The 21,884-nt window shown below is 70.5% G+C and carries 17 protein-coding genes and 1 pseudogene; 2 read left to right on the plus strand and 16 right to left on the minus strand.

Annotation, left to right across the window (positions count from 1 at the left end; genetic code table 11):
* Nucleotides 1-33 precede the first annotated feature (33 nt).
* Nucleotides 34-936, minus strand: coding sequence for a LysR family transcriptional regulator (locus F1D61_RS20650; protein ID WP_203153700.1), 903 nt, complete (start codon nucleotides 934-936; stop codon nucleotides 34-36).
* Nucleotides 937-1,112: 176 nt separating this feature from the next.
* Nucleotides 1,113-2,084 carry a hypothetical protein gene (locus tag F1D61_RS20655; protein ID WP_203153702.1) on the minus strand — a complete coding sequence of 324 codons (972 nt, stop codon included), beginning with the start codon at nucleotides 2,082-2,084 and terminating at the stop codon, nucleotides 1,113-1,115.
* A 183-nt stretch (nucleotides 2,085-2,267) separates the two neighbouring features.
* Between F1D61_RS20655 and F1D61_RS20660 the strand changes: the two genes are divergently transcribed.
* Nucleotides 2,268-2,894: a carboxymuconolactone decarboxylase family protein gene (locus F1D61_RS20660; RefSeq protein WP_203153711.1), complete on the plus strand. Its 627-nt coding sequence runs from the start codon at nucleotides 2,268-2,270 to the stop codon at nucleotides 2,892-2,894.
* A gap of 67 nt (nucleotides 2,895-2,961) precedes the next feature.
* Here F1D61_RS20660 and F1D61_RS20665 read toward each other — a convergent pair whose 3' ends face one another.
* From F1D61_RS20665 to F1D61_RS20700, 8 genes and pseudogenes are all read right to left on the minus strand, one after another.
* Complete coding sequence (locus tag F1D61_RS20665) at nucleotides 2,962-5,106, minus strand: TonB-dependent siderophore receptor (RefSeq protein WP_348649373.1); 2,145 nt, start codon at nucleotides 5,104-5,106, stop codon at nucleotides 2,962-2,964.
* 380 nt (nucleotides 5,107-5,486) lie between these two features.
* Nucleotides 5,487-6,911 (minus strand): glutamate synthase subunit beta, encoded by a 1,425-nt coding sequence (locus tag F1D61_RS20670; RefSeq protein ID WP_203153713.1) that lies wholly within the window; start codon nucleotides 6,909-6,911, stop codon nucleotides 5,487-5,489.
* A gap of 16 nt (nucleotides 6,912-6,927) precedes the next feature.
* Nucleotides 6,928-7,557: a glutathione S-transferase family protein gene (locus F1D61_RS20675; protein ID WP_203153715.1), complete on the minus strand. Its 630-nt coding sequence runs from the start codon at nucleotides 7,555-7,557 to the stop codon at nucleotides 6,928-6,930.
* A gap of 224 nt (nucleotides 7,558-7,781) precedes the next feature.
* Nucleotides 7,782-12,472: pseudogene (gene gltB / locus F1D61_RS20680) on the minus strand (glutamate synthase large subunit).
* A gap of 1,076 nt (nucleotides 12,473-13,548) precedes the next feature.
* The gene (locus tag F1D61_RS20685) at nucleotides 13,549-14,430 is read right to left on the minus strand and encodes a tetratricopeptide repeat protein (RefSeq protein ID WP_203153717.1); all 882 of its coding nucleotides are present in this window, start codon (nucleotides 14,428-14,430) and stop codon (nucleotides 13,549-13,551) included.
* 252 nt (nucleotides 14,431-14,682) lie between these two features.
* Complete coding sequence (locus F1D61_RS20690; protein WP_203153719.1) at nucleotides 14,683-15,798, minus strand: 5-(carboxyamino)imidazole ribonucleotide synthase; 1,116 nt, start codon at nucleotides 15,796-15,798, stop codon at nucleotides 14,683-14,685.
* Nucleotides 15,795-16,292 (minus strand): 5-(carboxyamino)imidazole ribonucleotide mutase, encoded by a 498-nt coding sequence (gene purE, locus F1D61_RS20695; protein WP_203153721.1) that lies wholly within the window; start codon nucleotides 16,290-16,292, stop codon nucleotides 15,795-15,797. Before purE ends, F1D61_RS20690 begins: the two co-directional genes overlap by 4 nt.
* Before the next feature lie 110 nt (nucleotides 16,293-16,402).
* On the minus strand, nucleotides 16,403-16,621 hold the full coding sequence (locus F1D61_RS20700) for a YdcH family protein (protein ID WP_203153723.1): 219 nt from the start codon (nucleotides 16,619-16,621) through the stop codon (nucleotides 16,403-16,405).
* Between the two features lie 239 nt (nucleotides 16,622-16,860).
* Here F1D61_RS20700 and F1D61_RS20705 point away from each other — a divergent pair, with 239 nt between their 5' ends.
* Nucleotides 16,861-17,046, plus strand: a complete 186-nt coding sequence (locus F1D61_RS20705; protein WP_203153725.1) for a YdcH family protein — start codon at nucleotides 16,861-16,863, stop codon at nucleotides 17,044-17,046.
* Nucleotides 17,047-17,439: 393 nt separating this feature from the next.
* On the opposite strand, the gene F1D61_RS20710 is transcribed toward F1D61_RS20705, so the two are convergent.
* The 6 genes from F1D61_RS20710 to F1D61_RS20735 all read right to left on the minus strand — a co-directional run bounded on the left by F1D61_RS20710 (nucleotide 17,440) and on the right by F1D61_RS20735 (nucleotide 21,852).
* Nucleotides 17,440-18,429, minus strand: a complete 990-nt coding sequence (locus F1D61_RS20710; RefSeq protein WP_203153727.1) for a GlxA family transcriptional regulator — start codon at nucleotides 18,427-18,429, stop codon at nucleotides 17,440-17,442.
* Nucleotides 18,426-18,986: an isochorismatase family protein gene (locus tag F1D61_RS20715; RefSeq protein ID WP_203153729.1), complete on the minus strand. Its 561-nt coding sequence runs from the start codon at nucleotides 18,984-18,986 to the stop codon at nucleotides 18,426-18,428. Before F1D61_RS20715 ends, F1D61_RS20710 begins: the two co-directional genes overlap by 4 nt.
* Before the next feature lie 101 nt (nucleotides 18,987-19,087).
* A complete protein-coding gene (locus tag F1D61_RS20720) occupies nucleotides 19,088-19,453 on the minus strand; it encodes a VOC family protein (protein WP_203153731.1) in 366 nt (121 codons plus the stop codon).
* Nucleotides 19,454-19,523: 70 nt separating this feature from the next.
* Nucleotides 19,524-20,213, minus strand: coding sequence for a helix-turn-helix transcriptional regulator (locus F1D61_RS20725; RefSeq protein WP_203153733.1), 690 nt, complete (start codon nucleotides 20,211-20,213; stop codon nucleotides 19,524-19,526).
* 70 nt (nucleotides 20,214-20,283) lie between these two features.
* Complete coding sequence (locus F1D61_RS20730) at nucleotides 20,284-20,898, minus strand: LysE family translocator (RefSeq protein WP_203153735.1); 615 nt, start codon at nucleotides 20,896-20,898, stop codon at nucleotides 20,284-20,286.
* Between the two features lie 57 nt (nucleotides 20,899-20,955).
* Nucleotides 20,956-21,852, minus strand: coding sequence for an alpha/beta fold hydrolase (locus F1D61_RS20735; RefSeq protein WP_203153737.1), 897 nt, complete (start codon nucleotides 21,850-21,852; stop codon nucleotides 20,956-20,958).
* Nucleotides 21,853-21,884: the final 32 nt, after the last annotated feature.

Genomic DNA, 21,884 nt, shown 5'->3' on the forward strand with positions numbered 1-21,884 from the left:
GGGTGCACCGCTTTTCGTGGCACCCCGGCCGGTTCAGGCCTGAACCCGGAGCAGGGCGGCCTCCAGCTCCCGGCGCAACCGCTCGGCGGCATAGCTCGGCTGCCGGTCGGCCGGGACGCAGAGGTCGAGGGAGGTCTCGACCGGCATCGTGGCGGGAAAGGGCACCGCCACCATCGTGCCGGCCGCGATCTCCTCGGCCACGGTCACGCGCGGCAGCACCCCGAGGGCGCCGGCCTGCCCGATCAGCGTGCGCTGGAGATCGAGGGAGGCGGCCTCGAAGGTCGGCACGATCCGGCACCCGGCCTCCGCGGCCGCCCGGTCGAGGAAGGTGCGCACGCCGAAGTCCGGGCCCGGCAGCACCCAGCGGTAGGTCTCCAGCCTGGCGCAGGTCGCGCCGCCTTCGTGCGTCACCGGGTGGCCCGGGGGCGCGATGATGAATTGCGGCAGCCGCACCCGTTTGACCACCGCGATCGCGTCGGAGGCAGGGGCGAAGAAGGTGAGGGCGAGGTCGCAGGACGCATCCTCGATCGCCCGCACCGCATCCTTGGCGGTCCCGGTGCGCAGGCGGGCGCGGACATGCGGGTGACGGGTCGCGAAGGCGGCGAGCACCGGCACCAGGATCGCCGAGGCGACGCCCTCCGCCGCATGGACGCCGACGAGGCCGCCGCGCAGGCCCTTCAGGTCGTCGATCAGCCGAACGACGTGGTCGAGCTCGTTGATCGTCCGGTCGAGCTTGGCGGCGAGCAATTCCCCCGCCGCGGTCAGCCGGATGCCGAGCGGCCCGCGCTCGAGCAGCGGCGCGTTCATGTAGTATTCGAGCTGCGAGATGTGCCGCGCCAGCACGTTGGGATGGATGTCGAGCTGGGTGGCGGCGTCGCGCAGCGACGTGCAGCGGGTGACGACCGAGAAATAGTGGAGAGCGACGATCTTCGCCATGCCGGAGGATTTCCGAGCGTCCTGCGGCACGCCGCCAGCCTGGACCGATCCCGGCCGGCGGACCCTGCGCGGCCGCAAGAGCATTTTCCGACGAAGTGGATACCGGTTCGTCGTGAGATTTCCGGGCCCCTGCGGGCGGGGGCCGCCAGCCGGCATCGCCGCGGGCGGGCGCGACGCTAATCCTTGGCCGGCTCGTCCTTGCCCGGGACCTGGGTGATGCCGCCGATCACCCGCACCGGGCGGTTGCCGTCGGGCGGGGTCTTCCAGCCGCCATCCTTCGCCTCCGCCGGCTTCGGGACCGCCTCCGCCGCCTTGGCGGGCGGGGTGGCCGGTTTCAGGGCCGGCTGCGGCGCCAGGGGCGGGACGAGGGCAGAGGGGGCCTCGATCTTCTCGGGCGGCTTCGCGCGGGCGGCGGTCTTGCGCGGCGCCTCGTGCTTCGCGCCCTCGGGGGCGACGGTCTCGCGGCGCGGCGCGGCGCCGGTGCGGGCGGCCGGGCTGTCGGGGTTGAGGCCCATCGGGTTCGGCCCGGCGGCGCGCGGGGAGGGCGCCTCGGCTGGCGGCACGGCCTGGAGATCCTGCGGCGGCAGCGGACGGGCGGCGACGCGCCGCTCCTCCGGCCGGCGCTCGACCGGCGGCAGCGGCTCGGCTCGGGAGAGCGGCACGGGGGCGTAGGTGCCTCGGTCGCGCCAAGAATTGTCACGGGGCGGCGGCTCGCGGAACGCCTCGTCGCGCGGCCAGGGCGGGCGAGCCTCGGCCTCGGTCCAGCCGTAGCCCGGCCGCCGGCCGCCGGGGACCGTGCCGGGGGGAATCAGCGGTGCTTCCAGGCGCTCGCGATCGAGGATGCGGCCGGTGCGGGCATCCACGACCAGCTGCACCCGGTTGCCCCACGGGCTGTCGGCCTGGATCCGGTAGGTCTCGCCGTCGAAGCGCGGATGGGTCATGCCGGTGAAGCCGGCCCGGCCGAGGCGGAAGATCACCGCCCGCGGCGGCAGGATCGCGTCGGTCTCGTCCTCGAGGGTGAAGCCGTAGCCCTGCGCCCGCGCAGGCCCGGTCGTCGCCGCTCCCGCGAGCAGCGTGGCGGCGAGCGCGGCCAGCAAGGCCGCGCCCGTCACGGACCGCGGTCCCGTCTTCGACGGCTTGGCAGTCATCGTCCCGCATTCCCTTGTTTCCGGGGTCGTGCCGGGTGTGAGCCCCGCATTCCCCTCGTGCTCGGACAAGGTCCTGTTAACCGCGGGAATGAGGCGGGATTGCGGGAGCGGGGCCGTCACGGGCATCGCCTTTCGGGTAAAGGACTGACAGGCGAGCGATCGCCCGTCCCGGAGACCCGTACCATGTCGCGCCTGCTGCCCGCCTGCCTCGCCGTCGTCCTCCCCCTCCTCCTGCCCGGCGCCGCCCGCGCCGAGGACCGGCTGCCGACGATCCCGCCGGCCCAGTACAGCCCGGAGCAGAAGCAGGCCGCCGAGGCCTTCGAGGCCGCCCGCAAGACCCCGGTCTTCGGGCCGTTCGAGCCGCTGATGCACTCGCCCGAGGTGATGAGCCTCGCCCGCTCGATGGGCGACTACCTGCGCTACAAGCCGAAGATCGGCACCACGCTCTCGGAGCTCGTCATCCTGGTCAATGCCCGCCACTGGACGCAGGATTACGAGTGGTACGTCCACGCACCGATCGCCAAGAAGGTCGGCATCGCCCCGGAGGCCATCGCGGCGATCCGCGACGGCCGCCGCCCGACCGGCCTGCCGGAGGACCAGGAGACGGCCTACGACTTCACCGCCGAGCTGTTGCAGAACAAGCGGGTCTCGGACGCGACCTTCGCCCGGGCCGAGAAGCTCTTCGGCAAGCCGGGCGTCGTCGATCTCACGGCGGTGAGCGGCTACTACACCTTCCTGGCGATGGAATTGAACGTCGCCCGCTATCCCCTGCCGAAGGACGGCACGCCGCTGCCGCGCCTGCCGGAGTGAGCCGCCCGGCCGGGGATCGATCGTTGCGATTCGATCCCCGGCCCCGGGGGCGGCTACATCCGCGCCGTCAGCGTCGCCAGCACCGAGAACGGTGCCCCGGGATGTTGTTGAACTGGTTGAACGGCGCTTCGATGTAGCGCGCATCGGTGAGGTTCTTCAGGTTCAGCGCGAACCGGGCGTGCTCGTTGAGGTCGTAGAACACGGTCGCGTCGACGCGGGTATAGGCGCCGACCTTGTAGGTGTTGGTGATGTCGCCGAAGCGCGAGCCGACATGGGTCACGCCGGCGCCGATCCCGAGCCCGCGCCAGGGGCCTTCCTGGACCTGATAGGTGGTCCAGACGCTGCCGCTGACCCGGGGTGCGCCGTCGAGCCGGTTGCCGACCGGGACGCTCGTGTCGCGCGTCACCCGGGCATCGGTGTAGCCGACGCCGCCGATGATCTTCCAGCCCGGCAGGATCGTGCCGGAGAGGTCGGCCTCGACCCCCTTCGAGCGCTGCTGCCCGGTGATGATCGAGAAGCCGGTATTGACCGGATCGTTGGCCGCGACGTTGTTGCGGGTGATGTCGAACACCGAAGCGGTCAGGCTCAGGTCGGGCGAGAGATCGAACCGGGTGCCGACCTCGACCTGCTCGCCGGTCTCCGGCGGCGGATTGACGGCGCCGAAGACGTTGGCGGTCTGCGGCTTGAACGAGGTGCTGTAGCTCGCATACAGCGCCAGCGGTTCGGCGACGCGGTAGATCAGGCCGACCCGCGGCGACACGCCGGAGAGTTCCTGCTCCGGCGGGACCGTGCGCGAGGTCGGTGTGCGGCTGAAGTAGAACTGGCTTCCGGTGTCGTAGCGCACACCGAGCAGCAGTTGCAGGCCGTAGCCGAGGTCGATCTGGTCCTGGGCATAAAGGCCGGTCAGCTCGGTCTTCTGCTTCAGGTCGCTTTGCAGCGACAGGGCGCCCGGCAGCGCCAGCCCGGGGACGGGATTGAGGAAGCTCACCGAGGCGAGGGGCCCCTGGGTTGTGATCGCGCGCCGATAGCCGTTGACGTATTCCACGCCGACGAGCGCGGTGTGGCGCAAGCCCAGCCAGTCGAACTTCGCCACCAGTTCGGTCTGGCTGTCGACGGTGGCGTAGGTCGAGGTGGTCGCCGTGGTGCGGCGGGTGACCGTGAGCCCGTTCGCCGAGACGCTGTTGGCCCGCGCTGCGAGCGTGTCGAAGCTGCCGCTCTGGGCGTTGAGCACCTGACGCAGCATCAGGTGCTCGTTGAAGTCGTGCTCGATCTTCAGCGTGCCGAAATTGGCGTTGGCGTTGTAGCGCGAGAACGGCTCGCCGTAATAGCGCGCGAAGTTGTCGAGCGGCACGCGGCCGTTCCGGGCGACCAGGCCCTCGTCGTAGACGCTGTCCTGACGCGTGAACTCGCCGATGAACGAAACCCGGGTGTCCGGGCTCGGATTCCAGGAGAAGGCCGGCGCGATGAAGAAGCGGGAATTGTCGCGGCCGGCGAGATCGCGGAAGGTCGGATCGACCTGGGTCCCGAAGCTGAGCCGGGCGGCGAGCCCGTCGACGCCCGGCACCGGACCGGAGGCCGAGCCCTGCACCCGCCGGAAGCCGAAGCTGCCGCCCTGGATGCTGGCATCGGCGGTCGGCACCAGGCTCGGCTGGCGGGTGACGATGTTGATGACCCCGCCCGGATCGCCGCGGCCGTAGAGCACCGAGGCCGGGCCCTTCAGCACCTCGATCCGCTCGACATCGGCGAGGTCGCGCTGGACCGGATAGAAGGTGTTGGCCTGGTTCATGAACACGCCGTCGATGGCGTAGGTCTGGGTCCGGAAGCCGCGGATGATGAAGGTGTCGCTGCGGCCCTGGATGCTGCCGCCCGGCTGCACGTTGCTGACGTTGAACAGGGCATCGGCGAGCCGCGTCTCGGCGCGGTCGACGATCACCTCGCGCGGCACGACGTTGACGGTCTGCGGCAGGTCGCGGAGCGCGGTGTCGGTCTTGGTCGCGGTGGCGCTGCGGGTCGCGCGGTAGCCCTGGACCGGCCCGGTCGCGGTCTCCCGGAAGACCGGAGCGCCGGCCACCGTGATCGTATCGAGGGCGATGGCCTCACCCGCTTCCTGCGCTCCGGCACGCCCGGCCGCGAGAACCGGCGCCGCACCCGCGAGCAGTGCGAAGAGCAGCGACGACCGGCGCCGGATCGCGGGGCAGGGGGATGAGCGCACGGAGACCTCGGGCGGCAGGAATGGCTTCCTGCGGCGTAATCATCCGATCATCGGCAATCAATCGATTCATTCCGGCAAGATCTGGAACGATTCCAGGGCCGGTCGCAATCATCTTAGGTGTGGCATCGACGCATCTGCCGCAATGTTCATCGGTTGGCGGAATGCGTGGATAACTCTGCCGTCATTACGTGAATTAGAATAGATACAAAAACTGCTGGCCGAGGCGCGGCTTGTCCCTCGACGTTCGATGGATGGGAGGTCGCTCGGCCCGGCATGGCGCCCGAACGACAGCGGGACCCGCCCCGGATGGAGCGGATCCCGCATATCGTCGTTCGAGCTTGTATCGGCGGGGACCTCTGTCTCCGCCGCGGACCCCGCCGTCAGAGCGGCAGGGTCGTCGACCCCATCAGCGCCTCGTCGATCGAGCGGGCGGCCTGCCGGCCCTCGCGGATCGCCCAGACCACCAGGGACTGGCCGCGGCGCATGTCGCCGGCGACCCACACCTTGTCGGTCGAGGTGCGGTACTGGCTGTCGTCGGCCTGGACGTTGCCGCGCTTGTCGCGGGCGACGCCGGACTCTTCCAGCAGGCCCTGGGCGACAGGGCCGGCAAAGCCGATCGCCATGAAGACGAGGTCGGCGGGCAGCAGGAACTCGGAGCCGGGGATGGGCTTGCGGGCCTCGTCGACCCGGGCGCAGACGACGCCCTTCACCTTGCCCTTCTTGCCCTCGATGCGGAGCGTCGCGGCCTGGAACTCGCGCTCGGCGCCCTCCGCCTGGCTCGACGAGGTGCGCATCTTGGTCGCCCAGTAGGGCCACACGGTCAGCTTGTCCTCGCGCTCCGGCGGGCGCGGGCGGATGTCGAGCTGGGTGACCGAGAGGGCGCCCTGGCGGAAGGCGGTGCCGACGCAATCCGATGCGGTGTCGCCGCCGCCGATGACGACGACGTTCTTGCCGGCGGCGACGATCGGCTCCTCGGCGGTCGGCGCCTCGTGACCGACGCGGCGGTTCGACTGCACCAGGTAGGGCATGGCGAAATGCACGCCCTCGAGCTCCTGGCCCGGCAGGCCGGGATCGCGCGGGGCCTCGGCGCCGCCGGCGAACAGCACGGCGTCGAACTCGTTGTGCAGGCTGGCGAAGGAGCGGGTGACCCCGACATTGACGCCGTAATGGAACTGCACGCCCTCGGCCTCCATCTGCCGCACCCGGCGGTCGATGTGGCGCTTCTCCATCTTGAAGTCGGGGATGCCGTAGCGCAGCAGGCCGCCGGCCTTCGGCTCGCGCTCGAAGACGTGGACGTCGTGGCCGACCCGGGCGAGCTGCTGGGCGGCCGCGAGGCCCGCAGGCCCCGAGCCGATCACCGCGACCCGCTTGCCGGTCTTCACCGCGGCGGGCTCAGGCACGACCCAGCCCATGCTCCAGGCCTTGTCGGCGATCGCCTGCTCGATGGTCTTGATCGCGACCGGCTGGTTCTCGAGGTTGAGGGTGCAGGCCTCCTCGCAGGGGGCCGGGCAGATGCGGCCGGTGAACTCCGGAAAATTGTTGGTGGAGTGCAGGTTGCGCGCCGCCTCCTCCCAGTCCGCGTTGAAGACGAGGTCGTTCCAGTCCGGGATCTGGTTGTGGACCGGGCAGCCGGTCGGGCCGTGACAGAACGGGATGCCGCAATCCATGCAGCGCGCCGCCTGCTTCTTCAGGTCGTGCTCGTCGAGCGGCAGGGTGAATTCGAGGAAGTGGCGCACGCGGTCGGCCGCGAGCTGATACTTCTGCTCCTGCCGGTCGAATTCGAGGAAGCCTGTGACCTTGCCCATCGGTGGAGTGCTCAGTTCATGAAGTGATCGGGCCGGCGGTGGGTCTAAGCGACCCCGGCGACGGTGGCGGATGTGGGGAGCGCGTCCCGCAGCGGGTGAGCCAGGCCCGGATCGCGGGCCGGCCCGAGAGATCGAATCCGCCCTCGTCGGCGAATTGCGTATAGGCGAAGAGTGCGACATCCGCGATGCTGACCGCACGCCCGACGAACCAGTCGGCGGCGGTCAAGTGTCGCTCCATGAGGGCGAGGGCGGCCTCGCCCCCGGCCACCTTCTTCGGGTCGCGGGTTTCGGCCGGCTCGCCCTTGTAGCGCATGTGGAAACGGCAGACCGCGATGGTCGGCTCGTGGCTGTACTGCTCCCAGAACAGCCACTCGTCGATCTTGGCTTGCGTCCAGGGATCGTCCGGCAGCAGGGCGGAGCCGCGGGCGAGATGCCGGATGATCGCGTTCGACTGCGCGAGCGTCCGCCCGTCGTCGAACGCGACGCCCGGGACCTGGCCGGCGGGGAAGCGGGCGAGGTAGTCGGGCATGCGGCTCTCGCCCCGCATGATGTCGACCGGGATCCAGTCATAGGCGAGCCCGAGGTGATCGGCGACGTACCGCACCTTCAGGCAGTTGCCCGACATCATGTCGCCGTAGACCTTCACCGCCGGATCTCCTTGCTTCCGCGATCGTCGACGAGGCTCGCCCCCAACCCTCCCCCTCTGCGGGGGAGGGTGGCGAGCGGAGCGAGCCGGGAGAGGGGACGCCGCTTCCGGAAAGGTCGCGACCTTCATGAAGCCAGCCACCTGGAACAGCGTCGCGCTGCCCCTCTCCCGCCCCGCTCCGCGGGGCACCCTCCCCCGCAGAGGGGGGAGGGTTTAGGTCGGCGTTACTCCGCCGCCACCGGCATCCGGGCCCGCTCCATCTCGCGAAGCGCCCGCCGGTACTCGACCGGCATCACCTTCACGAACTTGGTGCGGTAGGTCTCCCAGTTGTCGATGATCGCCTTGGCGCGCACCGAGCCGGTATACTTCAGGTGGTTGTTGATCAGCCCGACCAGGCGCGCCTCGTCGTGGCCCGACATGTCGGCCAGGATGTCGATGCGCCCCTTGGTCTCCAGGTCGCCGTCCTGGTGGAAGCGGCGCATGAACTCGTCCTCCTCCTCGACCGGCTCGAGATCGACCATCGACAGGTTGCAGCGCTTGGCGAACGACCCGTCCTCGTCGAGCACGTAGGCGATGCCGCCCGACATGCCGGCCGCGAAGTTGCGCCCGGTCTCGCCGATGGACACGACGACGCCGCCGGTCATGTACTCGCAGCCATGGTCGCCCATGCCCTCGACCACCGCGATGGCGCCCGAGTTGCGGACCGCGAAGCGCTCGCCGGCGGCACCCCGGATATAGGCCTCGCCGGCGATCGCCCCGTACAGCACCGTGTTGCCGACCATGATGGTGCGGTCCGACGGCGAGCCGAGCGCATCCGAGGGCCGGATGATCAGCTTGCCGCCCGACAGGCCCTTGCCGACATAGTCGTTGGCATGGCCGGTCAGGCTGAGCGTCACGCCCGCGGCGAGCCAGGCGCCGAAGCTCTGGCCGGCGGTGCCGGTGAGCTTCACCGTCAGGGTGTCGTCCGGCAGGCCCTCGTGGCCGTGCGCCTTGGCGACCATGCCCGAGAGCATCGCGCCAGCGGCCCGGTCGGAGTTGCGGATCGTGTCCTCGACGGTCACAGCGACACCGGTCTCGATCGCGTCGCCGACGGCCGCGATGAGGCGACGGTCGAGGACCTGGTCGATCGGGTGCTTCTGGGTCTCGACGTGGCGGAGCGCGACGCTCTCCGGCACGTCCGGCTTGTGGAACAGCCGGGTGAAGTCGAGGCCCTTGGCCTTCCAGTGCGAGATCGCCGCCAGCTTGTCGAGATACTCGGACCGGCCGATCAGGTCGTCGAGCTTGGTGACGCCGAGCGACGCCATCAGCTCGCGCACCTCTTCCGCCACGAAGAAGAAGTAGTTGATGACGTGCTCAGGGGTCCCCTTGAAGCGCTTGCGCAGCACGGGATCCTGGGTCGCGACGCCGACCGGGCAGGTGTTGAGGTGGCACTTGCGCATCATGATGCAGCCGGCCGCGATCAACGGCGCGGTCGAGAAGCCGAACTGGTCGGCGCCGAGCAAGGCCGCGATCAGGACGTCCCGGCCGGTGCGGATGCCGCCATCGGCCTGGAGCGCGACCCGGCCGCGCAGGTGGTTGAGCACCAGGGTCTGCTGGGTCTCGGCGAGCCCGATCTCCCAGGGACCGCCGGCATGCTTGATCGAGGTCAGCGGCGCCGCGCCGGTGCCGCCGTCGAAGCCCGAGATGGTGATGTGGTCGGCGCGCGCCTTGGCGACACCGGCCGCCACCGTGCCGACGCCGACCTCCGCCACCAGCTTGACCGACACGTCGGCCGCCGGGTTGACGTTCTTGAGGTCGAAGATCAGCTGGGCCAGATCCTCGATCGAGTAGATGTCGTGGTGCGGCGGCGGCGAGATCAGGCCGACGCCCGGGGTCGAGTGGCGGACCTTGGCGATCTTGGCATCGACCTTGTGGCCGGGCAGCTGGCCGCCCTCGCCGGGCTTGGCTCCCTGCGCCACCTTGATCTGCATCATGTCGGCGTTGACGAGATAGTCCGTCGTGACGCCGAACCGGCCCGAGGCGACCTGCTTGATCGCCGAGCGCCGCGAGCGGCCGTCCGGCAGCGGCTTGAAGCGCTCGCGCTCCTCGCCGCCCTCGCCCGAGTTCGAGCGGCCGCCGAAGGAGTTGACGGCGATCGCCAGCGTCTCGTGCGCCTCCTTGGAGATCGAGCCGTAGGACATCGCGCCGGTGGCGAAGCGCTTGACGATCTCGACCGCCGGCTCGACCGCGTCGATCTCGACCGAGGTCCGGCCGAGTTCCGCCGCGCTCTTGATCCGGAACAGGCCGCGGATCGTCTTGAGGTGGTTCTCCTGCTCGTTCACCATCTTGGCGAAGGCCCGGTAGCGGTCGGGCAGGTTGAGCCGGACCGCGTGCTGGAGCGTCGCGACGGTGTCGGGCGTCCAGGTATGGGCCTCGCCGCGCAGGCGGTAGGCGTATTCGCCGCCGACATCGAGGGCGGTGCGGTAGACCGGCGCGTCGCCGAAGGCGTCGCGGTGGCGGCGCACCGTCTCCTCGGCGACCTCGGCCATGCCGACGCCCTCGATGGTGGTCGCCGTGCCGAAGAAGTCGCGCTCGACGAAGGCCGAGTTGAGACCGATCGCGTCGAAGATCTGCGCGCCGCAATAGGACTGGTACGTGGAGATGCCCATCTTGGACATCACCTTGAGCAGGCCCTTGTCGATCGACTTGATGTAGCGATAGACGATCTCGTCGTCGGTCAGCTCCGGCGGCAGCTCGTCCTTCATCGCGATCAGCGTCTCGAAGGCGAGATAGGGGTTGATCGCCTCGGCGCCGTAGCCGGCGAGGCACGCGAAGTGATGCACCTCGCGCGGCTCACCCGATTCGAGCACGAGCCCGACCGAGGTGCGAAGCCCCTTGCGGATCAGGTAGTTGTGGACAGCCGCGGTGGCGAGCAGCGCCGGAATCGGGATCCGGTCCGGGCCAACGGCGCGGTCGGACAGCACGATGATGTTGTAGCCGCCGCGCACCGCCGCCTCGGCGCGGTCGCAGAGACGGTCCAGCGCCCCTCCATCGCCTGCGCGCCGGTCTCGGCCGGGTAGGTGATGTCGAGCGTCTTGGTGTCGAACCGGTCCTCGAAATGGCCGATGCAGCGGATCTTCTCCAGGTCCGCATTGGTCAGGATCGGCTGGCGCACCTCGAGGCGCTTCTTGCGCGAGGTGCCCTCCAGGTCGAGGATGTTCGGCCGCGGCCCGATGAACGAGACGAGGCTCATCACGGCCTCCTCGCGGATCGGGTCGATCGGCGGGTTCGTCACCTGCGCGAAGTTCTGCTTGAAGTAGGTGTAGAGGAGTTTCGGCTTGTCGGAGAGCGCCGAGAGCGGCGTGTCCGAGCCCATCGAGCCGACCGCCTCCTGGCCGGTCACGGCCATCGGCTGCATCAGGAGCTTCAGGTCTTCCTGGGTGTAGCCGAAGGCCTGCTGGCGATCGAGCAGCGACACGTCGGTGCGCGACTCGCGCGGCTGCACAGGCCGCAGGTCTTCCAGAACGATCTGGGTGCGCTTCAGCCACTCCTTGTAGGGGTGGGCGGCGGCGAGCTCGTTCTTGATCTCCTCGTTGGAGACGATGCGGCCCTTCTCGAGGTCGATGAGCAGCATCCGGCCCGGCTGCAGGCGCCAGGACGAAACGATCTTCTCGTCCGGGATCGGCAGCACGCCCATCTCGGAGGCGAGCACGACGAGCCCGTCGTCGGTGACGAGGTAGCGGGCGGGGCGCAGGCCGTTGCGGTCGAGGGTGGCGCCGATCTGGCGGCCGTCGGTGAAGCAGAGCGCGGCCGGGCCGTCCCACGGCTCCATCAGGGCGGCGTGGTACTCGTAGAAGGCGCGCTGCTCCTCGCTCATCAGCGGGTTGCCGGCCCAGGCCTCGGGCACCAGCATCATCATCGCGTGGGCGAGCGGGTAGCCGCCCTGGACGAGGAATTCGAGCGCGTTGTCGAAGCAGGCGGTGTCGGACTGGCCCTCGTAGGAGATCGGCCAGAGCTTCGAGATGTCGTTGCCGAACAGCTCCGAATCGACGCTGGCCTGGCGCGCCGCCATCCAGTTCACGTTGCCGCGCAGCGTGTTGATCTCGCCGTTATGGGCGACCATCCGGTAGGGGTGCGACAGGCGCCAGGTCGGGAAGGTATTGGTGGCGAAGCGCTGGTGCACCAGCGCCAGCGCCGAGACGAAGCGCTCGTCCTTCAGGTCGAGGTAGTAGTGGCCGAGCTGGTTCACCAGCACCATGCCCTTGTAGACGATGGTGCGCGAGGACAGGGAGACCGGGTAGAACTCCTTCAGCCGCTCGTCCTTGAGGGTGTAGACGGCGTTCGAGATCACCTTGCGGACGAGGAACAGCCGGCGCTCGAAGGCGTCCTGGTCGGCGCTCGACGCCGGGCGGCCGATGAACACCTGGCGGTGGCGCGGCTCGCTCGCCTTCACGCTCTCGCCGAGGTCGCTCGGGTCGACCGGCACGTCGCGCCAGCCGAGCAGGCTCAGGCCCTCGTCGGCGATCGCCTTCTCGACGAGCTTCTCGACGAGCTGGAAGCCCTCCTCGTCGCGCGGCATGTAGAGCTGGCCGACGCCGTAATGGCCGGCCTCCGGCAGGGCGATGCCGAGGCGCTCGGCCTCCGCCGCGAAAAAGCCGTGCGGGACCTGCACCAGGATGCCGCAGCCGTCGCCCATCTTCGGGTCGGCGCCGACGGCGCCGCGATGGTCGAGGTTCTCCAGGATCTGGAGGCCCTGCTGGACGATGGCGTGGGTCTGGCGGTTGTGCATGTCGGCGATGAAGCCGACGCCGCAGGCATCCTTCTCGTTGCCCGGGTTGTAGAGGCCCTGGCGCGCCGGCAGGGCCGGATCGCGCACGACGAGGGCGGGGACCGCCTGCCCGCGGGAGGGGTGCTGGGACTGGTCCGTGCCGCTCATGGTCTGGTCTCCCAAGGTCCGGTCGTCGTGCCGAGGCGCGCGGGCGCGCTCGATGAGGGTCGAAGAGGGCCGGGTCGCACCGGCCGCGAAAGGGCGGCCTGCCTCCCGGGCAGGCGAACCTGCCTCGGCGGCAGGCTATCCCACCGTCAAAGGTGGGCGAAGTGGCGCGGACGGCCGCAGGGCCTCCGCCGGCAGGCGGGCCGAGGGCACGGCCGCCGCCTTATCGTTCTTCAGCCGCGGGAGGGTCGGTCGCGTCTCGCGAAGGGAGCGCCCGCACCTCGCGAGCGCCCGGCAGGCCTGGTTTCAGGCCGCGTGCGCCCGCACCGCCCGAATGGCGGCGCGTTTGGTATCTCGTTTGGCCGTCGTGCAAGCCACAAGCCAGCGCCCTTGCGACCCGGGGGCACGGAGCCCGGCCGGGAAAATGGGACAGCGGTACTGTCCTAACTCGGGGAACCTGCCAGATTTCAATCGGTCCAGCAAGAGGCCATTCGGTCGGGGCTTGTGCTTTTCTTGCGTATCGCGTCGGAGGGCCGCAACGAAATGCCGAAATCGGCGAGGAGCGCGCATCTTTCCCCCGCGTGGGTGGGCCGTTCCCGGAGCGCGACGGGCGCCGGCTTCTCGTCCTCGCGCCGGTCGCGGGGCCGTTCCGGAAAGATCCTGCCCGAATCCGGCGTTGGATCTCCTCGCCCTGACCTTGCTACTTTGGAAGCGGCCCTGGCGGTGAGGGACCGGCGATCCGGTCGGCGTCGCCCTTCGCCGGGCCTCGGCTCGATGGCCGCGTCGAGGAGGCGATCGGCCAACCCGTCGTAAGAACGTTCCTGTCCCTCGACGGGCGAGTCTGCCGGCCCGCAACGGAAGAAGGGCGGCTTGCTACGGCGTTCCCCGGGCGGCCCGGGGATGCGATCCACAACCGACCGCTTCGCGACGCGGGATGCGGCGTCGCTCGAGCGCCGTGCGCTGAGGATGCCGTCATCGGACGGCGTCGTCCGGACGCGGTGTCAGGCGCTTCGTTTTTTCCAAAGAAAAAGCCCCCGGCACGGGCCGGGGGCTTCGATGATCGCTACGATCCGATTGTTCTACCGGAACAACGACGCCATTCCGCCCTGCATCCGCCCGAGGCCCTGCTTGGCGACCTGGTTGCCCTGGTCGATGGCGATGGCGCGCTGATAGCTCTCAGTCGCCTCCTGGCGGCGGTTGGACTTCTCGTAGGCGAGACCCCGGTAGGCCCAGGAATCCGCATCCTTGTTGTTGACGTTCAGTGCCGCGTTGTAGTCCTCGATCGCCTTGTCGTACTGGTTGGTGGCGATCAGGCTCTGGCCGCGGGCGGCGTAGGGTGCCGCGACGAAGGGGTTGCGGTCGATGGCGGCGTCGAAGTCGCCGATGGCCGAGCGGTGCTGGCCCTGTGCCTGCCGCACCAGGCCGCGGGCGTGGTAGGCCTCGGCCGATTCCGGCGTCAGGCGGATCGCCTGGCTGAGGTCGCTGTAGGCGGCCTCGAAGTTGCCCTGCGCCCGCTGGAGGTTCGCCCGTCCGATATAGGCGGCGGTGTAGTTCGGGTCGGCGTTGATCGCCTTGGTGAAGTCCTGGAGCGCCGCGTCGTTGCGGCCCGACTGGCGGTAGGCCAGCGCCCGGTTGCCGTAGGCCGAGGCCGAGTTCGGGTCGAGCTGGACCGCCTTGGTGAAGTCGGCGATGGCCGAATCGAAGTTGCCCGCGCGGGCGTAAGCCGCGCCGCGGGTGTTGTAGGCCGCCGCGTCGCTCGGGTTGCGCTGGATCACGTCCGTCAGCGAGGCGATGTTGACCTCGGTCGCGCCGGACTTGTCGGCCTCGACCACCGCGAATTGCCGCGTCGCGGTCGCCCGGCTGACGGTGTCGCAGCCGGCGAGCGCCAGCGCGGTCAGCACGGTCGCCCCCAGCATCCGGGCCGCCGGTGTCACGCGGCAAAAGCCGATCACGTTGTTCATCGCCCGCTCCCCCGGGGCGGCGCATCCTCGTCGCGCCGCGCACCTTCGCCATTCGCACGCGCCCCCGCTCTCAGCCGCGGTCCCGACGCCGGACGACCATTCCGGATCGGGGTGAACGCCGGCTTAAAGGCGATGCGCCCCTGACGCTTGTGAGGGCCGATGTGGCGAAGGTGTGGCCTCTCGGCGCCGCAACGGCAGGGGAGGGCGCCGCCAGGAGCCGAGTGTGGCCGGAAAGCCGCACCCGCCGGGGCCTCAGGTCCCGGTGGCGACGCCGGTCGTCACGCGGGTCACGTGACCCATCTTGCGGCCGGGGCGGGCCTCGCCCTTGCCGTAGAGGTGGAGGTGGCGGCCGGGCTCGGCGAGGATCCGGGTCCAGTCGTCGGCCTCGGCGCCGATCAGGTTCAGCATCTCGACCGTCGTGCCGGCGAGCGCGGCGCTGCCGAGGGGCCAGCCGCAGATCGCCCGGACGTGCTGGGCGAATTGCGAGGTCTCGGCCCCCTCGATGGTCCAGTGGCCGGAATTGTGGACCCGCGGCGCGATCTCGTTGACGACCACGCTCGCCCGGCCGTCGGTGCCGCGGACCAGAAACATCTCGACCGCCAGCACGCCGACATAGTCGAGCGCATCCGCGATTCGTCGCGCGATCGCCACCGCCTCCGCGGCGGTCTCCGGCGCCATGCCGGGGGCCGGCACCACGGTGCGGGCGAGGATGTGGTGGCGGTGCTCGTTGGCGCACGGCGCATAGGCCGAGAAGCCCCCCTCCGCATTGCGGGCGGCGACCACCGACACCTCGGCCTCGAACGGGACGAACCCCTCGAGGATGCAGGGCTGGTCGCGCAAGGACGCCATCACGGCGGCGGGATCGGCGACCGCCTCGCGCAGCATCACCTGCCCCTTGCCGTCATAGCCGAAGCGCCGGGTCTTCAGCACCGCCGGCAGGCCGATCTCCCGGATCGCCTCCGCGAGGCCCGCAGCGTCGTCCACCGCCCGGAAAGGCGCCACCGGGATGCCGAGGCCGGCGACGAAGCTCTTCTCCGTCAGCCGGTCCTGGGTGGTGGCGAGCGCCGAGGCACTCGGATGCAGCGGCCGGCGCGCGGCCAGGATCTCGGCGGCGGCGCTCGGAATGTTCTCGAACTCGTAGGTCACCACGTCGACGGATTCGGCGAAGGCCCGGAGCGCCGCCGCGTCGTCGTAAGCGGCGATCGTGCGCCGTCCCGCCACCTCGAAGGCCGGGCTGTCGGGATCGGGGCAGTAAACATGGCATTTCAGCCCGTACTGCGCCGCCGCGACCGCGATCATGCGGCCGAGCTGGCCGCCGCCGATGATCCCGATGGTCGCGCCGGGTGCGATGGGTAAGGGGCTGCTCACGAGGCGCTCGTATCCGGATGCTCGGCCACCGCGGCGCTCTGGCGGGCACGCCAGGCATCGAGCCGGCCGGCGAGGGCGTCGTCGGTCAGGGCGAGGACGGCGGCGGCGAGAAGGGCGGCGTTGACGGCGCCGGCCCGGCCGATCGCCAGGGTGCCGACCGGGATGCCGGCCGGCATCTGCACGATCGACAACAGGCTGTCCTGACCGGACAACGCCTTCGATTCGACCGGCACGCCGAAGACCGGCAGCGGCGTCATCGCGGCGGCCATGCCGGGGAGGTGGGCGGCGCCTCCGGCGCCCGCGATCACCACCCGGACGCCCGCGGCCTTCGCGCCCTTGGCGAAGGCGACCAGGCGATCCGGGGTCCGGTGGGCCGAGACGATGCGGGATTCGTAGGGAATGCCGAGCGCGTCGAGCGTCTCGGCCGCGTGGCGCATGGTGGCCCAGTCGGACTGGCTGCCCATGATCACCGCGACGGGGGGCGATGCCGCCATCGTCAAGCGCATCCTCTAGAAAGCGCTGCTAAGCCGCGAGCGGGCCGCAGCCGGTCCTGCCGCAGTAGCGGCGCATTCGGATTCGTGCAAGCCGCCGCCGGACCCCCTCCTCAGGCGATGATGTCCGGGGTGAGCTGGTCCTCCAGGAACGAGATGCGGTCGCGCAGCGACAGCTTGCGCTTCTTGAGCCGCTGGAGCTGCAGGCGGTCGCCGGCCATGACCCCGGACAGGGCTTCGATCGCGTCGTCGAGGTCGCGATGCTCCTCCCGGAGCCGCGCCAGCTCGGTCTCGAATTCCTCCGTCGATTCCGCACTCAACTCGAACGCCATCGCCGCCCCAGATCCTTCAGATATGCGGCGAAGCATGAACCAGGCCCCGGCCTCCGGCAAGGGCATCGCACGGCCGCCGGCGGGGTTGTGCAGCCCCTCCTTGGCCGGCTTCCTGGGCCGGCTTCCCGGGCCCTGTGCTGCGCTGCACATGACGCAAGTGCAATACGGAATGCCTTAGACATCGGCCGCGGGCTGTGGCAGGCTGCGTGTGTCACCTACATGACAGGAGGCAATGGCTGATGTCGCTGAACACGCATCTCTCCGAGCTTGAGCGTAAGCACGAAGCGTTGGAGCGCGAGATCCAGGACGCATGCAACCACCTCTCCACCGATGATTTGCGAGTTGTCGAACTCAAGCGGCGAAAGCTTCACCTGAAGGATGAGATCAGTCGTCTGCGGACGACGTCCACTCGCGTGATGCACTAGCCCGGAAAATTCCCGTAGTGCCGCCGCGCCGGCGTTCGACGCGGCGGCCCCTGACCGGAGAGCCTCCGTCCGGCCCGGCGCCTTCCAGGCCGCCCGATCGGGGCGACGGAAATCGCTGTCTTCCTTCCCTTGCACCATCGGTTCGAGAGCCTGTTTGAGTAGGCCGACCGACTTGACGCCCTCGATGTCATCCCGGGGCCGCGTAGCGGAGCCCGGGATCCATAACCGCTGACGATGCAGGATGGAGTGGCCCGCGTTCCGCTTCATCACGAACCGCTAGCGGTTATGGATCCCGGGTTCTCGTCTTCGACGAGCCCCAGGATGACGTCCAGATCGCAAGGACCGTGGAGCAGGTCAAACAGGCTCTGGTTCGAAGTCCGGCGCCGCACGATCTCATGGCAAATCCCTGACCGTGCTCGGCGGGCGATCGTGCCAGCGGCTCCAGGCGCGGCGAAGCTGGCGCGGCGACGCGAAGCCGGCCCGCTCGGCCACACCCTCCATGTCGAGGCGGGTCCGGGCGAGCAGGTCGCGGGCCAGCGCTACCCGCAAGCCGTTGATATAGCTCGGAAGACTCATGCCGGCATGGCGGTTGAACAGCCGCGACAGGTGGCGCGGGCTGGTGGCGGCAAGGTCGGCCAGGGCCTCCAGGCTCCAGGCCCGGGCCGGGTCGGCGCTCACCGCATCCTGCACCCGGTGGATCGCCGGGTGGAGATGGTTGCGCCCCTCCAGCCAGGGCGAGAGCTGCGGATCGTGGCCGGCCCGGCGCAGATACACAACGAGGTAGCGCGCCACCGCCGCCGCGCAGGCCGGATCGACGAGGCGCGCCACCAGATGGAGCATCAGGTCGATCCCGGCGGTGATGCCGGCGCTGGTCAGGCGCTCGCGATCCTCGACGAACAGCCGGTCCTCCAGCACCCGGGCGGCAGGCGCCAGCGCCGCCAGTTCCGCGCAGGCCGCGTGATGGGTGGTGCAGGCATGCCCGTCGAGGAGCCCGGCCCGGGCCGCCAGCAGGGCGCCGGAGCAGATCGAGACCAGGCGGTGCCCCGGCTTCACCTCCGCCCGCAACCAGGCGACGATCGCGGTCTCGGCCGCCCGCTCGGCCTCGCCCGGGGCTAAGGGATTCCCCAGGACCAGCTCCGCCGTGCCGGCGAGGACCACGATCGCCCCCTCCGGCAGCGGGACCGGCAGGGGGGCGAGCCCCGAGAGGCCGAGCCCGATCGAGCTCGTGACCTCCGGGCACGGCCCGACATGGCGGACGCCAAACCGCACCCTGTCCTGGATCAGGTTGGCCTTGCGCAACACCTCGACGGGCCCGGCCACGTCGAGGAGCAGGGTGCGCGGCGGGCAGACCACCACGACCGGGATGTCGGCGGGCCCGCTCACGCGGCGAGGCGGGGAGTTGGGCCGGCGAGCGCCTCCTCGACCGTGGCGATGCGGGCGAAGCGCCCGGCCAGGACCAGTTCGGTGCGGGCCCGGATCTCCTCGGCGCTCCAGCGCCGCCCGGCGGCATCGGTCATGGCGAAGGTCAGGGTCGCCTCGGCCACGTAATCGACGCCGTAGCCGAGATCGGAGGCGTGGCGGGTGGTGGTCTCGCAGCATTGCTCGGTGCGGATGCCGCTGACGATCACCCGGCGGATGCCGGTCCGGGTCAGCCAGACGTCGAGCCCGCTGCCGACGAGCGCCGAGTGGCGGCGTTTGTGGAACACCGCGTCCGGGGTGATCCGCAGGGGTTCCAGGGTGCGGACATGACCGGAGGCGAGGGAGAACGGACCCTGATCCTCGACGTGGAAGACCTGCACGACGGGGACGTTTCGCGCCATGGCCCCGTCGACCAGGGCTTGCTGGCGATCGAGGAATCGGGACAGGTCCGCCTCGTCCCAGTAGGGGCGGTGGCGGAAGGATTCCTGCACGTCGATCACGAGGAGGGCGGTATCGGGCATGGCCTCTGGTCCTTATCGGGTGGGACGGCGCCAGGATAGGCGCCGCGCCGAGACCCGAAAGGCCGCGTCCGGACCGGAAGCGGACGAAAAAGGACAGGCGGTCAGTGCGGCCGGAACACCCGCAGCCGGTGGCCGTCCGGATCGAGGGCGACGAAGGTGCGGCCGAAATCCATGTCGGTCGGCGGTTGCAGGATCGGCACGCCGTTTTCCACCCAGGCCGCGTGGGTCGCCTCCAGGGCGGCGTCGTCCGCCACCGTGACGGCGACCTCGGTCCCGCCGCCGGTAGCGGACGCGGCCGGCTCGACAGTGTGGCGCGACCACAGGCCGAGCCTCACGCCGCTCTCGAAGACGAACAGCACGAAGGTCGGCTGTGCCTCGACCGGGGCGCGGCCGAGCAGGGCGGCATAGAAGCGGCCGCTCGCCTCGGGGTTGTCGACGTAGAGGAGGGTGTAGGTCGGCTGGAGCATCGTCTGCGGTCCCGTCTGGTGCGACGCCCCTCGTGTAGAAGGCCCCGCTGACAGATTCCGGCAGCAGCGATCACGCGGCGGGCGCGATGCCCTGGAGCACCCGCCACTCCCGCAGCAGGGCGTGGCGGGGGCGGGCATAGCGCTCCCCGGTGAGGGTCAGGGCCTCGATCCGGTCGGTGCGGAAATGGCGGAAATCGTCTCGTGCCTCGCACCAGGCGACGACGACCCGCACCCGCTCGAAGAAGCCGAGGGCGAAGGGCCAGATCATCCGCTCCGATCCCGCGCCGCCCGCGTCGCGGTAGCGGATCGCCACCTTGTGCTGCGCCCGGATGGCGCCGCGCAGGGCCGCGAGGTCGATGCGCTCCGGGACTGTTTCAGCCGGGCCGACCATTAGGGTCGAGGCATCGAGCCGTTCGCGCAACGCGGGCGGCAGCACCGCGGCGATCTTCGCCAGCGCATCGCCCGCCGCCGACGCCAGGGGACCGTCGGTCCGCGTCGCCACCCAGCGCATGCCGAGGACCAGCGCCTCGATCTCCTCCTCGCGGAACATCAGCGGCGGCAGGGTGAAGCCGGGGCGCAGGACGTAGCCGAGGCCCGGCTCGCCCTCGATCGCCGCGCCCTGCGCCTGGAGGCTGGCGATGTCGCGGTAGAGGGTGCGCAGGCTGACGCCCATCGTCTGCGCGAGATGCCGGCCGCTGACCGGGCCGCGATGGCGGCGCAGGACCTGGACGAGGTCGAGCAGGCGTTCGGCACGGGACATCGGGGCGGGCTCGCGACGGATCGGGCCTGCGTCGTCGCAGAGACAGGCCTGGAGCGGAAGACGCCGCGTGTCAGCGCGCTGCGACCACCGCGACCCCGGCCCCGACCATGACGCCGCCGGCGACGCGGTTCGCCCGCCGGACCGCCGCGCGGGTGCGCAGGGCCTGCCTCAGGCGGCCGGCGAGGAGCATGTGACCGGCGATCACTGCGGCCTCGACGGCGAGGATGACGGCTGCCAGGATCCCGACCTGCGCCGGGGCGAGGGAGGCGCCGACGACGTTCGGCAGCAGGGCGAGGTAGAAGAGCGGCATCTTCGGGTTGCCGAGATTGAGGGCGATGCCGGTGAGGACGCTCGCGACCAGACCGGGACGCCTGCCGCCCGCGCGCTCCGCCGGCAGCACCGGCTCGGTGGTCCAGAGCCGGATCCCGGTCCAGACCAAGTAGGCGGCGCCGGCATAGCGCAAAACCGTCATCAGCGCCCCCATCTCCTGCGCGACCACCGCGAGCCCGGTCGCGGCGAGGACAAGGACGGCCAGGATGCCCACCACCATGCCGAACCCGTAGGCAAAGCCCGCGGCCGGCCCGTGCGACAGGGTGCGGGCGACGATGGTCATGTTGTCGGGCCCGGGGCTCGCGGCGAAGACCAGGAAGGCGGCCGCGAAGGAGAGCAGCGTGACGGGATCCATGGGGCTTCCCCTGCGTCGAGAGACGCAGGGGTCTTCGCAAGTTCCACGCCGCCGCGATCAATGCTCCCCGACTTCCCCCAGATGCGTCAGCAGCGCCTCCGCCACCGCGTCCGGTGCCTCGCGGGTCGGGAAGTGGCCGATGCCCTCCAACTCCACCCGCCGGTACGGGCCGGTGAAATGCTGCTCCTGACCGGCGAACGAGGCCGGCAGCACGCAGGTGTCGGCCGCGCCGTTGATGACCAGGGCCGGCACCGCGATGCCGGCGGCGGCTTCCGCGTCACGGGTCAGGTCGGCGAAGCGCGGATCGGCGGCGTCGGCGCCCCAGCGCGAGCGGTAGAAATTGAGGGTCACCGCGGCCCAGTCCGGGTTCTGGAGCGACGGGGCGGTCTTGGAAAAAATCTCGTCGGTGAACCAGGGGCCGGGCGGGCTCCAGGCCACCCATTGCTCGCGGGCGAAGGCGAGGGGATTCTCGCGCACGAAGGCGGCGCCCGGCGCGGTGTTCATGAACCACTGGTACCAGAACGCCCGCACCTGCGGCAGCGGCGGCACGCCGATGCGGCCGGGGGCCCAGGGCACCGAGAGCGCGGCGATCGAGGCGACCCGCTGCGGCCGGGCGGCAGCGAGCAGGTAGGCGACGCGCCCGCCCCAATCGTGCCCGACCACCGGCAGGCGCGAGAAGCCGAGGGCGTCCATGAAGGCCAGGATGTCGGTGGCGAGCGCCGCCGTCTCGCCGGTTCTCGGGCTTTCCGGGTTCAGGAACTTCGTCGGGCCGCAGCCGCGCCAGTAGGGAACGATGGTGCGCCAGCCGGCGGCGTTCAGCTTCGGCACCACCGCGTCGAAGGTCCGCGGATCGTCCGGCCAGCCGTGCAGCAGCAGGACCGGCTGGCCCATATCCGGTCCCGAGGCCTCGTAGGTGATCTCGACCTCGCCGGCCGTGACGCTGTTGACGTCCATGGGCACTACTCCCCCATTCCAAAACGCTAAGG

The sequence above is a fragment of the Methylobacterium aquaticum genome, from assembly GCF_016804325.1.
In the GTDB taxonomy this organism is placed as follows: domain Bacteria; phylum Pseudomonadota; class Alphaproteobacteria; order Rhizobiales; family Beijerinckiaceae; genus Methylobacterium; species Methylobacterium aquaticum_C.

Bases quoted from the DNA above. Each gene is read 5' to 3' on its own strand.
- F1D61_RS20650 (WP_203153700.1), bottom strand. From the start codon at position 936: ATGGCGAAGATCGTCGCTCTCCACTATTTCTCGGTCGTCACCCGCTGC.
- F1D61_RS20655 (WP_203153702.1), bottom strand. From the start codon at position 2,084: ATGACTGCCAAGCCGTCGAAGACGGGACCGCGGTCCGTGACGGGCGCG.
- F1D61_RS20660 (WP_203153711.1), top strand. From the start codon at position 2,268: ATGTCGCGCCTGCTGCCCGCCTGCCTCGCCGTCGTCCTCCCCCTCCTC.
- F1D61_RS20670 (WP_203153713.1), bottom strand. From the start codon at position 6,911: ATGGGCAAGGTCACAGGCTTCCTCGAATTCGACCGGCAGGAGCAGAAG.
- F1D61_RS20685 (WP_203153717.1), bottom strand. From the start codon at position 14,430: ATGAACAACGTGATCGGCTTTTGCCGCGTGACACCGGCGGCCCGGATG.
- purE (WP_203153721.1), bottom strand. From the start codon at position 16,292: ATGGCGGCATCGCCCCCCGTCGCGGTGATCATGGGCAGCCAGTCCGAC.
- F1D61_RS20700 (WP_203153723.1), bottom strand. From the start codon at position 16,621: ATGGCGTTCGAGTTGAGTGCGGAATCGACGGAGGAATTCGAGACCGAG.
- F1D61_RS20705 (WP_203153725.1), top strand. From the start codon at position 16,861: ATGTCGCTGAACACGCATCTCTCCGAGCTTGAGCGTAAGCACGAAGCG.
- F1D61_RS20715 (WP_203153729.1), bottom strand. From the start codon at position 18,986: ATGCCCGATACCGCCCTCCTCGTGATCGACGTGCAGGAATCCTTCCGC.
- F1D61_RS20720 (WP_203153731.1), bottom strand. From the start codon at position 19,453: ATGCTCCAGCCGACCTACACCCTCCTCTACGTCGACAACCCCGAGGCG.
- F1D61_RS20725 (WP_203153733.1), bottom strand. From the start codon at position 20,213: ATGTCCCGTGCCGAACGCCTGCTCGACCTCGTCCAGGTCCTGCGCCGC.
- F1D61_RS20730 (WP_203153735.1), bottom strand. From the start codon at position 20,898: ATGGATCCCGTCACGCTGCTCTCCTTCGCGGCCGCCTTCCTGGTCTTC.
- F1D61_RS20735 (WP_203153737.1), bottom strand. From the start codon at position 21,852: ATGGACGTCAACAGCGTCACGGCCGGCGAGGTCGAGATCACCTACGAG.